This window comes from Niveispirillum sp. KHB5.9 (assembly GCF_048066115.1).
GTDB lineage: Bacteria > Pseudomonadota > Alphaproteobacteria > Azospirillales > Azospirillaceae > Niveispirillum.
Genome location: NZ_JBLTYX010000003.1, coordinates 296,813 through 311,707, shown reverse-complemented (window position 1 = coordinate 311,707; position 14,895 = coordinate 296,813). Strand labels below are relative to the sequence as shown.

Sequence of the window (14,895 nt, the reverse complement as noted above, 5' to 3'; positions counted from 1 at the left end):
GGTCCGTCCAAATCGGCATGTCGCATGCGGCCCTTGCGGGCCTTATGCGACAGAACCCCGCTCACATCTTGTACGTCAGGCGCGCATAGCCGAACTGGCCCGGCGCGTCATAGGTGGTGGGATCGAAATTGTTCAGGCCACAGCTGAAGCAGGCCGGCGGGTCCTTGTCGAACAGGTTGTTGACGCCAAGCGTCAGGCCGACCTTGTTCTCGAACATCGCCGGGAACCAGCTGACCTGCACGTCGGTGTAAAGACGGGCATTCAGCTTGTTGTCCGCCTGGCTTTCCTCGACGCTCTTCACATAGCGGTTGGTCAGCGAGGCGGAGAAATCGTCCTTGGCCCAATCCAGGATGGCCGTGGCCTTGTATTTGGGGAAGGCCTGGTCGGGGCTGCCCTTCTCCGTGCCCTCGCGGTCGATCTTCGTGCTGCCATTGGTGGCGGGCACGGTCTCGGCATAGTTCAGCAGGAAGGTCTGGTTCAGCGACAGGCGGAAGGTGCCGATATCCGACGCCGGCCCCTGCCAGTTGATGGTGAAATCGATGCCGTCCGTGTCGATGGCGCCGATATTCTGCAACAGGCCGGTGATCTGGTTGATGGCACCCGACGCGGTACGGGTAACGGAAGCGCAGGAGAAAGCGTCGTTGTTCTGCTCGCACCGGCCCAGGATGGTCTCCGCACCGATGGGCTGGATCGCGTTCTTCAGCTTGATGTCATAATAATTCACCTCGAAATCCAGCCGGTCGGCCCAGTCCATTTCCCAGGACGGGCTGAACACCCCGCCGAACACCCAGCTTTCCGAGGTTTCTGGCTGCAATTCGTCATTGCCGCCGGTGACCACCGACAGCTGCGGATTGGCCTGGACGTAGGAGCCATTGGCCGGCACGCCATGGGCGATACAATTGGCCCGGATGGCGGCCGAGGCGGCGGTACCGCCCGACAGGCCCAGCATGTCGGAGCAGGGGTCGACCAGTTCCTGGTCGAAGCGCGATGGCGTGCCGAACAGCTCGCCGATACCAGGAGCCCGGAAGCCCTGGCCATAGGATCCGCGCAGCAGCACATCGTCCGTCACGCGCCAGTTGACACGACCGCTATAGGTGGTCTCGCTGCCGAAAGTGGAATAGTCGGAGTAACGGACCGCACCCGACACTTCCAGCAGCTTGGCCACCGGCAGATCGGCCAGCAACGGCACCCGCAGCTCGCCATAGGCCTCATTCACGTCGAAGCTGCCCTTGGACGGCAGGGCCGGGATGTCGGAACCCAGGCCGGCGGCCACCACGGCGTCCGGCTGGAACTCGCCACGCTGGTCACGATATTCGTAGCCCAGCGCCACGCCCACGCCACCGGCCGGCATCTGGAACAGGTCACCCGACAGGTTGACGGAAGCGTCGCCCAGGCGCTGCTTGCTGCTGTCCTGCTGCGTGAACAGCACGTAATCCATCTGCTGCTGTGTGATCGACCCGGCACCGCCGAAGATATTGAAGGGCACGCAAGGTGCCGTGCAGCCCGACACGGGGCCGAGCGCCTGGGCCAGGCGCTGCGCATTCACGTTGCCGGTGAATTTCTGCGTGGCGCTGTTGCGGGAGAAGATGGTGTTGACGTCCCAGTACCACTTGTTCTCGCCCAGCATCAGCGAGCCGTCCAGCGTGCCCGACACGTACCAGGTGTTCACCTCCTGCTCATAATGGCGGGGGCCCGCCTCCACGAAGCGGCGGCCGATGAAAGCGTAGTTGGCCGGGCCGTTGGCCCCGCCCGACGACAGGGTGACGCCGAACGGGTTGTAGGGGTTGGTGACGTCGATGCTGATCCGGTCCAGCATGTTGCCGTTGCCGGCATCCGGCCCCACGAACAGCGGGATGGGGGCGGCCTGGTTGGCGGACTTGCGATTGTTATAGACGGCCTTCAGGCGGAAATTGATGTCGGGCGTGATCTCCTGCGTCACCGTGAAGAAGGTGCCGATGCGCTCCGACGGGGCTTGGATGTAATTGTAGGGCTGGAAATTGAACCGGTCGGCCGTGGTGAAATCCTTGAAGCTGCCCGCGGTGGGGGCCAGCGGGTTGAACACCGGCTTGCCGGTCAGCACCGCCTGCTTCAGGGTCAGGTTCATGCCGGCCCCGGTGACGGGGTTGTTGACGATGAAGCGGCCCAACGGCGTGCCCGACGAACAGGAACTGTCGCATGCCGTGACGCCAGGCGTGGGGAATTGCGAGATGGAGCGGTCGCCCGACATCACGTCTTCCACCTTCACATAGGTCACATCGGCCACGATGCTGGTGCCGCCCGACGACGCGCCCCAGGACAGGTCGTATTCCTGCGTGACGCCGTCGCCCTCGTCAAAGGCGCCGACCTGGGCGGAACCGGTGAAGCCATCCTGCTTCTTCTTGGTGATAATGTTGACCACGCCGGAAATGGCGTCGGAGCCATAGATGGACGAGGCACCCTCCTGCAACACCTCGATCCGGTCGATGATGCCCTTGGGGATGGTGTTCAGGTCGGTGGATGACGGGATGCCCGACGCGGAAGCGCCGTTCACCCAGCGCAGCCCATCGACCAGCACCAGCGTACGGCGCGAGCCCAGATAGCGCAGGTCCACCTCGGCCGCACCCGCACCCACGCCGCCGCCGTCGGGCGGGTTGCCGAAATTGCCGCTATTGTTGAACTTGCTGTTCAGGCCGCCGCCGGAGATGGGCAGGCGCTGCAGAATCTCCGCCGTACTGGACAGGCCGGTGCGGGCCATCGCCTCGCTGTCGACCTGGATGACGGGCTGGGTCTGGGTCAGCGGGCTTTGCCGGATACGCGAACCTGTGACGACAATTTCATCCAGCGTATCCTGGGCGGAAGCCGGCAGGACCGGGATGGCAGCAGCCACCATGAGGGCGAGCGAAGCCGCCCCGCGAAGCAGATTGTGTTTGGATTGCATGTATATCCCCTGTCCGAGAAAGGTTTGTTTTTAAACGCGGTTTTTTCATCCGCGCCGACAGGGTTAACAGAATGTGACACCGGGAAGGAAGCCCCCTGATTGCAACGGAATCGTATCGTTGGTCACTGTTTCTTTTCTGCATCTAAACCCTTTGTACCAGCGATTGCCGCCACCGGTGTCAGCGCGCATACTTGGGACTACCCAATAGGGAGGGGGCAAATATGTATAGTGAGGAAGAACTAGACGCTGCGGTAACCGCTGGAGTCTTGACCGATCAGAATGTTGACGGGTTGCGACGCTTCGTGGCCGCACGGCGCGGTCACGTGGACGCAACGGAGCATGAGCGCTTCCGCCTGCTGACCGGTTTCAACGACGTGTTCGTCGCCGTCTGCTGCATCATGATCCTGGCGGCAGCGGCCTATCTGGGCAGCCGCGTGCATGAGGCGCTGGCGGGGGCCGCCATGGCCGTGGTCAGCTGGGGCCTGGCCGAGTATTTCACCCGCCGCCTGCGCCTGTCCCTGTCCAGCATCGTGCTGCTGATCGGCTTTGCCGGCGGCACGCTGGCGGCTGGCCTGATGGGCATGGTCGATCTGCTGGACCTGAAGAATGTCCGCGACCCGGCCGATGCCGCCGGTGCCGTGGCCGCCGCCACCCTGCTGGCCGGTGCCGGTTCCTATGCGCATTGGCGCCGTTTCATGGTGCCGATCACCGTGGCGGCGGGGTCCGCCATCGGGCTTTCCGCCCTGTTCGCGCTGCTGCTGCTGGCCGTGCCGTCGCTGAGGGACAGCATCACGGTGATGGTGCTGGTGGGTGGGCTGGCCATGTTCGCCATCGCCATGCGCTGGGACAGCCAGGACCGGGAGCGCAACACGCGGCGCTCCGACGTGGCTTTCTGGCTGCATCTGGCGGCCTCGCCCATGATCATCCACCCGGTCTTTTCCTGGGTGGGCGTCAATGGCGCGGTACAGGTGGTCAGTCCCGGTCTGGCGCTGGCCGCCTGCATCGGCACGTACCTGGCCATCGCCCTGGTGTCGCTGGCCATCGACCGCCGCGCCATGCTGATCTCTGCCCTGGTTTATGTGCTCTATGCGATGGGCCAGCTCTTCTCCATGGCCGGCACGGCCCGGGAGATGAACATGGCGCTGGCCGCCCTGGTCATCGGGTCGGGCCTGCTGCTGCTATCGGCCCGCTGGGAAGCCGCCCGCCGCCTGCTGGTCCCGCGACTGCCGGGTCAGGTGCGGGAGGCGCTGCCGCTGGCGCGATAACAGCACCGGTTACAGACGTACCAAGGGGGTGGCGGGGCTGTGGGGCGCCGCTACCCCTTCCATGCGTAACTTCCTTGCCTCATCACACGTCCGCTATGCTACGCACGGCCCCTTGACCAAAATGCGAGCAAAGCCCGGGTCCGGGGTCCCATCCCCCGCCAGGGCAAAGGATTGATGTGATGAACAAGCGACGCGACGGCGGCCACGCCGACAAGGGACCCAGCCAGCGCCAGTTGCGCGTGGGCGAGGAAATCCGCCACACCCTGGCCGACATCTTCCGCCGTGGGGAATTCCGCGACCCGGAACTGATGGACCTGAACGTCACCGTGTCGGAAGTGCGCATCAGCCCCGACCTGAAGAACGCCACGGCCTTCGTGATGCCGCTGGGTGGGTCCAAACCGGAACTGGTGGCCGCCCTGAACCGCGCCTCTGCCTTCCTGCGCACCCAGGTGGCGCATGAGATTCGCCTGCCCTATGCCCCGCGCCTGTCGTTCCAGCTGGATACCAGCTTCGACTATGCGGAGAAGATCGACCGCATCCTGCACGACCCGCATGTCGCCCGCGACATGAGCGGCACCCGCAAGCCCGGCTATGCCGATGACGAGGAAGAGGGCGGGGACGATAACCATGGCGCGTAAGCGCAAGGGTGTGCCCCGGCACGGCTGGCTGGTCCTGGACAAGCCCGGCACCATGACCAGTACCCAGGCCATGGCGAAGGTGCGCTGGATGATGAATGCGGAAAAGGCGGGCCATGGCGGCACGCTGGATCCCATCGCCACCGGCATCCTGCCCATCGCCTTCGGCGAGGCGACGAAGACCGTCCAGTACGCCATGGATGGGCACAAGACCTACCGGTTCGTGATGAAATTCGGCGAAGCGACGGACACCGACGACCGCGCCGGACAGGTCATCGCCACCGCGCCCTCGCGCCCCACGGACGAGCAGATCGAAACGGCGCTGGAGGGTTTCCAGGGCCTGATCAGCCAGGTGCCGCCGCAATATTCCGCCATCAAGGTGGATGGCGAGCGCGCCTATGACCTGGCGCGTGAAGGCGAAGCGGTGGAATTGGCCGCCCGCATCGTGCGCATCGACGGGTTCCACCTGACCGGCCGGCCCGACCTGGACCATGCCGAATTCGAGGTGGAATGCGGCAAGGGCACCTATATGCGCTCGCTGGCCCGTGACCTGGCGCTGGCCGTGGGCAGTGTCGGCCATATCACCGTGCTGCGCCGCCTGTCGGTGGGACCGTTCAGCCTGACCAACGCCGTAACGCTGGAGGAACTGGAACGCATCGTGGCCGAGGGTGATCCCGACAGCCTGCTGATGCCGGTGGCTGCCCCCCTGGACCGGTTGCCCGCCATCGACCTGTCCCCGGCGGAGGCCGACCGGCTGCGCCATGGCCAGGGCGTATCGCTGCTGCGCCAGGGCGATCTGGCCCGGCTGGAGGCGCTGCGCGATGCAGGTGGCGAGGATGGGGCCGCACTGGCCGTGTCCGCCGGCCGCCCGGTGGCGCTGGTGCGGCTGGAGGCCGGGGAGATCCGGCCGGCGCGGGTGTTGAACCTGTAGAGAGGCTACCCTCTCCCTCCCATTGGCTGCGCCAACGGGCCCCTCCCTCTCCCACTGCGTGGGCGAGGGTAGATGACTGCGCTATGACCAATTTCTACCCTCTCCCGCCTGCGGGAGAGGGAGGGACCCAAACGCGCCAGCATTTGGGAGGGAGAGGGTAATCCCAGGAAAGGTGGAAGCCCCCCCTACCGTCCCAACCCCTTCGCCGTCAGCGCCGCCAGATACGCCTCCCACAGCGTGTCCCGCTCCCGCCCCAACCGGTGCAGCAGGGTCCAGCTGTAGATGCCGCTGTCATGCCCGTCATCAAAGGTCAGGCGCACGGCGTAATTGCCCACGGGGTCGACGCGGGTGATGGCCACGTGGCGCTTGCCGGCCACCAGCTGCTTCTGCGCCGGGGTGTGGCCCTGCACCTCCGCCGACGGGCTTTCCACCCGCAGGAATTCCGCCGGCAGGTCGAAGCGGCTGCCATTATCGAAGCTGACGGACAGCACCCGTTCCGCCCGGTTCAGGCGCAGTTCGGTGGGCCAGTGCGTGGTCCCGCCCGCCTCGCTGACGAAAAGTTCCTCCGCCACGATCAGACCGCGTCGTCCAGGCGCCGCGCCTCGTCCACCAGCATGATGGGAATGCCGTCGCGGATCGGATAGGCCAGCTTGGCCTGGTCGGAAATCAGTTCCTGGGCCGCCGCATCGTAACGCAGCGGTGCCTTAGTCAGCGGGCAGACCAGGATCTCCAGCAGGCGCGGATCGACACGGGCTTGGGAGGTAGTATCGCTCATCGCGAGGTTCCTTTTGAGGCAAGTCTCAAGTGTCAACAATCAATGGCGGGCGGAACCGCCGCCATCGCCATCCTCATGCACGGCCATTTCCACCAGCGCCAGCAGCAGCCGGGCGCGGCTGTTCACATCCGGGCTTTCCAGCAGGGCCTGCTTCTCCGGCGCATCGAACGGACAGATCATGGACAGCGACGTGACCAGCCGGTCCAGCGGCGCCTGGGATACCGATTCCCAATTGGCGCTGATGCCCTGCTGCTTGAAATAGGTCTGCAGCACCGCGTCCAGCCGTGAACGGTCCAGATCGCAGGGGCCGTCCTCCTCCAGGTCCGCCTCGAACCCCGACCAGTCGGTGATGGCCCGGCGATAGCCGCGCGTGGTCGGCACTTCGCCGGTGATCCTGAACCGGCTGATCCCCGTCAGGGTGATCAGGAAGCGGCCATCCTCGGTCTCGTTGAAGCTGGTGATGCGGCCGGCACAGCCGATCTCGTACAGCGGCGGGTGGTTGCCCGCCCCGCCGTCGCGCGGCTGCACCATGCCGACCAGCCGGTTGGTGGCCAGCGCGTCCTGCACCATGTTCAGGTATCGCGGTTCGAAGATGTTGAGCGGCAGCTTGCCCTTGGGCAGCAGCAGCACCCCCGTCAGGGGAAAGACGGGGATGGTCTCCGGCAACTGGTCATGGGGCAGGTCGAACGGGTTCTGGCTCATGAGAACAGCAGCGAGGACAGCTTGCGGCGGGCCTGGATGACCAGCTTGTCGGTGAAGCCCATCGCCTCGAAGATCTTCAGCAGCTGGGTGCGGGCGGCCTTGTCGTTCCATTCGCGGTCGCGCTTGACGATCTCCAGCAGCGATTCCACCGCCTCCTCGTTGCGGCCGGCGGCGAACAGGGCCACGGCGTAATCGTAACGGGCCTGGTGGTTGGCCGGATCGGCATCCACAGCGGCCTTCAGCCCGTCCAGCGGGCCGGCATTGGCCGCCTGCTCCGCCAGCTCGACCTGCGACTTCACGGCGGCCAGCTCAGGCGACTTGGCGATGCCGGCCGGGGCGTCGGCAATCATGCCCTTTGCGGCATCCGCCTCCGCCACCGCCAGCAGGCAGCGGATGACGCCGGCATAGGCCGCCGCGTTCTCCGGCTCCTCCGCCAGAACCTCCTGATAGATGGCGGCCGCCTCCTGCGCATTGCCCTCATCCAGCATGGCCTTGGCTTCGGCCAGGATGGCGGCGATGTCGATGGCGCCCGGCGCACCCGACAGCTTTGCCAGCTTGTCGACGAACGCCTTGACCTGGCTTTCCGGCAGCGCCCCCTGGAACCCGTCCACGGGACGGCCCTTGAAGAAGGCATAGACGGTGGGGATCGACTGCACGCGCAGCTGCCCGGCCACGGCCGGATGCTTGTCGGTATCGATCTTCACCAGCTTGACGGCACCCTTGGCGGCCGTGACGGCCTTTTCCAGCAGGGGGCCCAGCGTCTTGCAGGGGCCGCACCAGGTGGCCCAGAAATCGACAATGACCGGCACCGTCTGCGATGCCTCGATGACGTCGGCCATGAAGCCGGCATCGCTGCCATCCTTGATCAGGTCGGTGGCAGCGGGCTTGGGCACAGGGGTCGGCGTGGGGGAGAACATCGGCGGCTTGTTCCTGGATCGGGTGATCGTTGCTGGCCCCCGCCGGTGCGGGAGCGGTCATGGGCTTATATAGAGCGCCAACCCGCCGTCGGCAAACCTCCCGATTGGGTGCCATGCATGGATAAGGGCGAAGCTTTCCGGGAAAAGCGTCAGGGGGGCCAAAAAAACCCTTGCATGGCAAAGTTTGATGGCTATATTCCGCGCTCACCGCCGGGGACGACCCGGACGGAGTTCGGAAATGGGCGGGCGTAGCTCAGGGGTAGAGCACAACCTTGCCAAGGTTGGGGTCGAGGGTTCGAATCCCTTCGCCCGCTCCAGTTCCGAAAATACCCACCGTCGCAAGACGGGCCTGTCTGGTCATGCGGGCGTAGCTCAGGGGTAGAGCACAACCTTGCCAAGGTTGGGGTCGAGGGTTCGAATCCCTTCGCCCGCTCCAGACAACACATTATATATGCATCGAAAAGGCCGTCCCTCGGGGGCGGCTTTTCGCATTTGTGGCCGTCGCATGGTCACCAGCGAGAATCGGTCCAATCGACGAAAGGGGCCATGTGCGGCGAATGCGTACATGCTGACGGAATATTGAGTGGCAAACCGATCAGCGCTTCACACATTGCCGATGCTTTTCGAACGCACAGCGCGGCCGGTCATTGACTGGCGGTGGGTTGACCAACACATCGAAGAACGCTTCCCGGTCCACTTCCGACAGACTCAGAGCCACATCGCTGTGGGCAGCCTGTCTTTCCGCCCCTTGCTGTGGAGAGCGCACTGTCTTCTGATCCATGACGACTCATCCATGGGCTGCTTGAAGCCTTCCAGACTTTCGCGCTCTTCCGAAACAGCAGCAACCCCAAATGTAAAAAGCCCCGCCGGGCGAACCCGGCGGGGCTTTTCCAAGAGAGGATCATCCCAGGCGGGAGATCACTTCATCTTCGATTCCTTGAACGCAACGTGCTTGCGAGCAACCGGATCATACTTGTTGAATTCCAGCTTCTCGGTCGTCTTGCGGGGGTTCTTCTTCTTCACATAGAAGTAGCCCGTGTCGGCGGTGCTCACCAACTTGATCAGCACGGTGTTCTGCTTAGCCATGATACCCTACCTGCGTCTGCTTGCGGCCACCGCAAGGACGCGCGGCCGATCCATATAAACGTTCCCCGCCGGGAAGGAACCCCCGGACGGCACAGCGGCGGAATCTACGCATCCGCCCCCATCTGTCAAGGACAAAGACCCTACCTCTCCGCAACGTTGATGTGCCGGGATGCAAGGGCTTGGCGATAGAGGCCCGCATCCTCCAGCAATGCACGGGCCAGCGCCAGGGTCGTGGCCGTCGCCGCCACGCTGTCGGCGGGCTTGGACGGACAGGCGGCCCGCAGCTGGGCCAGCGCTTCGGCATCATCCGGGGCGGCCAGCCGGTGGCGCGACAGGACCGCCTGTTCGCCCCGGTCGCCACGGCCGGCCTCGACCAGCAGCGACTGGACGTTGGCGCCGGGCAGCGAGGTGCAGAGGCTGGGCAGCACGCCCTGCCCGTCGAAACTGTAACCGCTGGGCGCGTAGATGCGTGACCAGGTGATGAACAGTTCCCCGCCATTGGGCAGTTGCGTCACATGCTGCACGCTGCCCTTGCCATAGCTGGAGGACCCGACGATCAGCGCCCGGCCGGCATCCTGCAACGCCGCCGCCACGATCTCCCCGCTGGACGCGGTCTGCCCGTCGATCATCACCACCAGGGGCAGGTCGGGAAACATGGTGGTGGGCCTCTGCGCCTCGAACCATTGGATGGAGCTGGGGTTGCGGCCGCGGGTGGTGATGATGCGGCCCTGCGGCACGAACAGGTTCACCACTCCCACCGCCTGTACCATCACCCCGCCGGGATTGCCGCGCAGATCCATGATGACGCCGCGCACCGGCCCCTTATCCAGGTAACGCTGGATGGCTTGGCGGACATTGTCTTGGGTGGCGTTGTTGAACCGTTCGATTCGGATCGTGGCGACGCCATCGGTCAGGCTGGCCTGCACCGTGTTGGGCACCAGATGGCGGCGGCGGACGGTGACGGTGCGCGGGCGCTGCTCGCTGGCCCCCACCTTCATCTCCACCCAGCTGCCTTCCGGCCCCTGGATCAGGGCCGACAACCGCTCATAGGGCAGGCCCACGGTGCGCGTGCCCGCCACCTCGAAGATACGGTCGCCGACGCGCACGCCGGCATTGGCCGCCGGCCCGTCGGCCACCATGTCGGAGATCTCGAAGAACCCGTCATTGGACCGGATGCCCACGCCGATCCCGTCATAGCCTTCACGCTGCGTCCGCTCCCCCTGGGCGCGGTTGGGCTCGGCATAGCGGGAGTAGGGGTCCAGGTCGGTCATCATCCCGTCGAACATGTCGCGCCACACCGCCTCCCGCTCCCTGGCGGCGATGGCGGGGGATGCGGCGGCAATGGCGCGCAGCATCTCCGCCGTGACGTTGGCCCAGCGTTCCGGGATCGTGTCGGTGGGCAGGGTGACGCGCGACAGCTCCACCCCGTCGCGGGTCAGCAGCAGATGGCCCGGCACCTGCACGACACCCAGCATGCGGTCTGATGAGGCCACCCGGCGCAATCCGTCGCCCAGCAGATCACCCATGGCGGGCGGCTTCAGTGCATTGTCGATGATGGGACGGAAGGCGACGGAGAAAAGCTGTTCGGCCGTCAGGTTCGATATCGCCGGCAGGACCTGCTGTTCGGCCCGCACGGGTGCCACCGCGGACAGAAGGCCCAGAACAACCAGCATCGGCGCGAACCGTGATGCCATGCGCGTTTCCCCCGTCGGGCGTCGTCTCGATGGCGACGCTTCCTCTGATGACAGAGTGCCGCAGGCAAAAGGGCGCGTAAAGCCCATGTACCGACCAAAAGGCTAGGACAAATCCATCCCAAAGACATGAATCCCTGTGGCAACAGCGTCCGTTATTCGGCACTGCCATCCCATCGGCGCATTTGACAGTCACGCTGGAAAAGCGTGAATAAATCCAAACTTGGTAGGCGTTGGTGCCATGTCCCCCAGATATTGGTTAATTCCGTTGTTGGCGGTGCCCGTGATGGCACTGGCGGCACTTGGCCGCGCGCCGGCCAATACGGAAAGTGCCGCCCGCTATCTGCGCATCGCGGCCGACCCGTCGGGGGAACGCGGTTTCGATGTTGGCGCAGCCCTGGCCTCCATGCTGTCGCGGCCGCCGGGCATGCCGGCCTGCGCCGATGACCGCGCCTGCGGCGTCCCGGGCCTGGTGGCCCTGACCCAGAGCCTGCCCGACCGCCGCGATATTGTGGAGGCGGTGGCGTCGGGTGCGGTGGAAACCGGTCTGGCACCGGCCGACCGCATCTATGCCGCCCGCTGCCTGCCAGCCCCCGGCGCCAAGCCCGCCGATCTGGTCATCCTGGGCGAGATCTACAGCGAGGCGCTGCATGTGCTGGTGCGCGGCGACGCCAAACTGACCGATATCGATCAGTTGAAGGGCAAGCGCGTGGCCGTCGGCGCCGCCGGATCGGACGAACGCCGCCTGGCCGAACGCATCCTGTCCGCCCACGGCCTGCGCCGCCAGCAGGTGCGGGCGGTTGAGATCGGCGGGGAACAGGCGGCCCTGGCATTGGCCGATGGCCGCATCGACGCGCTGTTCCGTATCGCCGCCACGCCGGACCCGGTATCCGCCATGGCCGTGTCGGCGGGTGCCCGGTTGCTGCCGGTGACCGGCGACGCTGCCGGCCGCCTGTCCGGCCTGCACCCGTTCGGCGCACCCGGACAGATCAGTGCCGGCACCTATGGCGCCGACCAGGCGGACGTGGCCACCATGATGCAACCCGTGGCCTGGATCGCCGGTCCCGGCCTGGACCCGGTGCTGGCGGCCAAGCTGACGGCGGCGCTGGCCAGCCGGGCGAATCGCGACGCGCTGCACCGCCAGGACCCGGACATGGTTCTGTTGCGCCCTGTGGCATTTCGCATGTCGGCCCCCCTGCACCCGGCGGCCGGAACACGCTATGGTGTGGATCCCATCGCCATGGCCTGTCCGGGTCAGAAGCCCCGCTGAGTGCGCCGCCCATGTTCCTGCCGCAGGAGATCATTCGCCGCAAACGCGACGGGCTTGCCCTGTCGGCGGTGGAGATCGGCCATTTCATCGCCGGCCTGACCGACGGATCGGTGACGGAGGGTCAGGCCGCTGCCTTCGCCATGGCCGTCTATTTCAAGGGCATGGATAGTGACGAGCGGGTGGCCCTGCTCCAGGCCATGGTCGGGTCGGGCACCATCCTGGACTGGTCGCGTGAAGGGCTGGGCGGGCCGGTGCTGGACAAGCATTCCACCGGTGGGGTGGGCGACAAGGTCAGCCTGCTGCTGGCCCCGATCATCGCGTCCTGCGGCGGCTATGTGCCGATGATTTCCGGCCGGGGGCTGGGCCATACCGGCGGCACCCTGGACAAGATGGAAGCCATCCCCGGCTATGACGGGCAGCCCGACCTGCACCGGCTGAAAACCATGGTGCGCCGTGTGGGCTGCGCCATCGTCGGTGCGACAGGGGAGATCGCCCCCGCCGACCGTCGCCTCTATGCCATCCGCGACGTGACGGCGACGGTGGAAAGCATCGACCTGATCACGGCCTCGATCCTGTCCAAGAAGCTGGCGGCCGGCCTGAACGCCCTGGTGCTGGATGTGAAGTTTGGCTCCGGCGCCTTCATGGCGGACCAGGGCCGCGCCCGCGACCTGGCCGGCACGCTGGTGCGCACTGCCACCGGTGCCGGCCTGCCCGCGCGTGCCGTGCTGACCGACATGGGCCAGGTGCTGGGCCACAGTGCCGGCAATGCCCTGGAACTGCGCGAATGCCTTGCCATCCTGGCCGGCGGGACGGCGGAAACGCGGCTGTGGCGGGTGACAAGGGCCTTGTGCGTGGAAATGCTGGTCCTGGCTGGCCTTGCCCTGGATGCCGACGGTGCCGGAGCCCTGGTCGATCAGGCCATCGCCACCGGGGCCGCCGCTGACCGGTTCGCCCGCATGGTTGCGGTGCTGGGCGGGCCGCCCGACCTGATCGAACGGCCAGACCGGCATCTGGCCACGGCCCCCGTGGTGGTGCCCGTCCTGCCCGACCGGCCGGGATTTGTCACAGGCCAGGATGTGCGGGCCCTGGGTCTGGCCGTGGTGGCGCTGGGCGGCGGGCGCACAAGGCCGCAGGATGGCATCGATCCGCGCGTGGGGCTGGATCAGGTGGCAGGCATCGGGGCCGAAGTGGGACCCGACTGCCCGCTGTGCCTTGTGCATGCGGCGGACAGGGCTGCGGCGGATGCGGTGGCGTCGGCGGTCCGGAACGCTTATGTCATAGGCGAAACCGCCGCGGCGGCCGCCGACCCGGTGGCCGGAACGATCGGCGGGCCTTGAGGATAGTGCCAGACCGGAGTGCCCCATGATCAAGATCGTCCGCGCCAAGTTCCACGGTATCCGCGTCACCGGTGCCGACCTGAACTATCACGGTTCCATCACCCTGGACCCCGAACAGTGCGCGCTGGCCGGCATCTATCCGCTGGAATTCGTGGAGATCTGGAACAAGAGCAGCGGTGCCCGCATCTCCACCTATGTGATCTTCGGGGAACCGGGGTCCAAGGCCTGCGTCCTGAACGGTGCCGCCGCCCGTACCTGCCAGAAGGGGGACGAGGTGATCATCGCCGCCTCGGCCAGCATCACGCCGGACCAGCTCTATTCGATCAAGCCCAAGGTCCTGACCTTCCATGCCGATAATTCGGTGGACCGGGTCCTGGAATATGATGTGTTCAAGGGTCCGGAACGCGATTTCGACTTCCGCACGCTGGACATCACCGACGGCCGTGACGCGGCGGTGGAACTGTCGGTGCCGATCCGGACGTAAGGCTCTTCCCGCCTTTCCCGCTTTCGCGACGCCTTTGCGAAACTCTGGGGCACTATCGTTGCCACCCTCTCTACCGTCACCCCGGCGAACGAAGGCCGGGGCCTAGGTCGTAAAGCAAAGTGCTTGGAGCAAAGTGCTTGTCACTCGGGCCCCGGCCTTCGCCGGGGTGACGGTAGATATTGCTGGGACCCTCAGAGCACACGCTTTCGCAGCGGAGGGCAACAAACCGCTCCCCCCAAACCCCAAAACGAAAAACCGCCCGAGGTTTCCCACGGGCGGTTTTCCTGATCACATTCCTGTCGGAACGTCCATCGCGGCTCTAAATCAGCCGACGATCTCCGTGCCGGCGAAGAAATAGGCGATCTCGATCTTGGCATTGTCCAGGCTGTCGGAGCCATGGACGGAGTTGGCCTCGATGCTCTCGGCGAAGTCCTTGCGGATGGTGCCGGCGGCGGCGTTGGCCGGGTTGGTGGCGCCCATGATCTCGCGGTTGCGGGCCACGGCGTTGTCGCCTTCCAACACCTGCACGACCACCGGACCGGAGATCATGAAGGAGACCAGTTCGCCGAAGAAGGGACGCTCGCGGTGAACGTCATAGAACTGCTCGGCCTGCTGCTTGGACAGCCACACGCGCTTCTGGGCAACGATGCGCAGGCCGGCTTCTTCGAAGCGGGCATTGATCTTGCCGGTCAGGTTGCGGCGGGTCGCGTCGGGCTTGACGATCGACAGCGTCCGTTCGACAGCCATGGGTATCTCCATAAGACATAAGGCTTGAAACTGGGCCGGCTTATACAGGGGGTCCCGCCATGCTGCAACGCCGAATCCGGCGGACCATGTATGCGTCCCGCTTCTGCGGTATCGCGCTTTATGGTAAGGGGCGGTCAT

General features: G+C 65.8%; 14 protein-coding genes and 2 tRNA genes. 8 read left to right on the top strand and 8 right to left on the bottom strand.

The genetic code is table 11. The features are described from left to right. Positions 1-61: 61 nt before the first annotated feature. Positions 62-2,917, bottom strand: a complete 2,856-nt coding sequence (locus ACM9HJ_RS08100) for a TonB-dependent receptor domain-containing protein (protein WP_416571200.1) — start codon at positions 2,915-2,917, stop codon at positions 62-64. A 266-nt stretch (positions 2,918-3,183) separates the two neighbouring features. Here ACM9HJ_RS08100 and ACM9HJ_RS08095 point away from each other — a divergent pair, with 266 nt between their 5' ends. The 3 genes from ACM9HJ_RS08095 (at position 3,184) to truB (ending at position 5,748) form a co-directional block, all read left to right on the top strand. Further along, positions 3,184-4,182: a hypothetical protein gene (locus ACM9HJ_RS08095; protein ID WP_416571199.1), complete on the top strand. Its 999-nt coding sequence runs from the start codon at positions 3,184-3,186 to the stop codon at positions 4,180-4,182. A gap of 179 nt (positions 4,183-4,361) precedes the next feature. After that, positions 4,362-4,820: a 30S ribosome-binding factor RbfA gene (gene rbfA / locus ACM9HJ_RS08090; RefSeq protein ID WP_416571198.1), complete on the top strand. Its 459-nt coding sequence runs from the start codon at positions 4,362-4,364 to the stop codon at positions 4,818-4,820. Continuing rightward, entirely contained in the window at positions 4,810-5,748 is a 939-nt protein-coding gene (gene truB / locus ACM9HJ_RS08085) for a tRNA pseudouridine(55) synthase TruB (protein ID WP_416571197.1), read from the top strand. The genes rbfA and truB overlap by 11 nt, the downstream gene beginning before the upstream one ends. A 185-nt stretch (positions 5,749-5,933) precedes the next feature. Here the strand turns inward: truB and ACM9HJ_RS08080 are convergent, their stop codons facing one another. Genes ACM9HJ_RS08080 through ACM9HJ_RS08065 form a run of 4 tightly spaced genes read right to left on the bottom strand, consistent with a single transcriptional unit; the run spans position 5,934 to position 8,142 of the window. Continuing rightward, complete coding sequence (locus tag ACM9HJ_RS08080) at positions 5,934-6,320, bottom strand: gamma-butyrobetaine hydroxylase-like domain-containing protein (RefSeq protein ID WP_416571196.1); 387 nt, start codon at positions 6,318-6,320, stop codon at positions 5,934-5,936. A 2-nt stretch (positions 6,321-6,322) separates the two neighbouring features. Further along, positions 6,323-6,523 carry a Trm112 family protein gene (locus ACM9HJ_RS08075; RefSeq protein WP_416571195.1) on the bottom strand — a complete coding sequence of 67 codons (201 nt, stop codon included), beginning with the start codon at positions 6,521-6,523 and terminating at the stop codon, positions 6,323-6,325. Between the two features lie 39 nt (positions 6,524-6,562). Continuing rightward, positions 6,563-7,225 (bottom strand): LON peptidase substrate-binding domain-containing protein, encoded by a 663-nt coding sequence (locus tag ACM9HJ_RS08070; protein WP_416571194.1) that lies wholly within the window; start codon positions 7,223-7,225, stop codon positions 6,563-6,565. Then, a complete protein-coding gene (locus ACM9HJ_RS08065; RefSeq protein ID WP_416571193.1) occupies positions 7,222-8,142 on the bottom strand; it encodes a tetratricopeptide repeat protein in 921 nt (306 codons plus the stop codon). The genes ACM9HJ_RS08070 and ACM9HJ_RS08065 overlap by 4 nt, the downstream gene beginning before the upstream one ends. A 242-nt stretch (positions 8,143-8,384) precedes the next feature. Here ACM9HJ_RS08065 and ACM9HJ_RS08060 point away from each other — a divergent pair. Both ACM9HJ_RS08060 and ACM9HJ_RS08055 read left to right on the top strand, forming a co-directional pair. Continuing rightward, positions 8,385-8,459, top strand: a tRNA-Gly gene (locus tag ACM9HJ_RS08060). Between the two features lie 44 nt (positions 8,460-8,503). Next, positions 8,504-8,578: transfer RNA gene (locus ACM9HJ_RS08055), tRNA-Gly, on the top strand. 482 nt (positions 8,579-9,060) lie between these two features. On the opposite strand, the gene rpmG is transcribed toward ACM9HJ_RS08055, so the two are convergent. Continuing rightward, a complete protein-coding gene (rpmG, locus tag ACM9HJ_RS08050; RefSeq protein ID WP_029012212.1) occupies positions 9,061-9,228 on the bottom strand; it encodes a 50S ribosomal protein L33 in 168 nt (55 codons plus the stop codon). Between the two features lie 140 nt (positions 9,229-9,368). After that, a complete protein-coding gene (locus ACM9HJ_RS08045) occupies positions 9,369-10,922 on the bottom strand; it encodes a S41 family peptidase (protein ID WP_416571192.1) in 1,554 nt (517 codons plus the stop codon). A gap of 274 nt (positions 10,923-11,196) precedes the next feature. Between ACM9HJ_RS08045 and ACM9HJ_RS08040 the strand changes: the two genes are divergently transcribed. Genes ACM9HJ_RS08040 through panD form a run of 3 tightly spaced genes read left to right on the top strand, consistent with a single transcriptional unit; the run spans position 11,197 to position 14,010 of the window. Further along, entirely contained in the window at positions 11,197-12,189 is a 993-nt protein-coding gene (locus tag ACM9HJ_RS08040; protein WP_416571340.1) for a TAXI family TRAP transporter solute-binding subunit, read from the top strand. 11 nt (positions 12,190-12,200) lie between these two features. After that, positions 12,201-13,526 (top strand): thymidine phosphorylase, encoded by a 1,326-nt coding sequence (deoA, locus tag ACM9HJ_RS08035; RefSeq protein WP_416571191.1) that lies wholly within the window; start codon positions 12,201-12,203, stop codon positions 13,524-13,526. 25 nt (positions 13,527-13,551) lie between these two features. Next, positions 13,552-14,010, top strand: coding sequence for an aspartate 1-decarboxylase (gene panD / locus ACM9HJ_RS08030; RefSeq protein ID WP_416571190.1), 459 nt, complete (start codon positions 13,552-13,554; stop codon positions 14,008-14,010). 324 nt (positions 14,011-14,334) lie between these two features. On the opposite strand, the gene ndk is transcribed toward panD, so the two are convergent. Then, positions 14,335-14,757: a nucleoside-diphosphate kinase gene (ndk, locus tag ACM9HJ_RS08025; protein ID WP_416571189.1), complete on the bottom strand. Its 423-nt coding sequence runs from the start codon at positions 14,755-14,757 to the stop codon at positions 14,335-14,337. Positions 14,758-14,895: the final 138 nt, after the last annotated feature.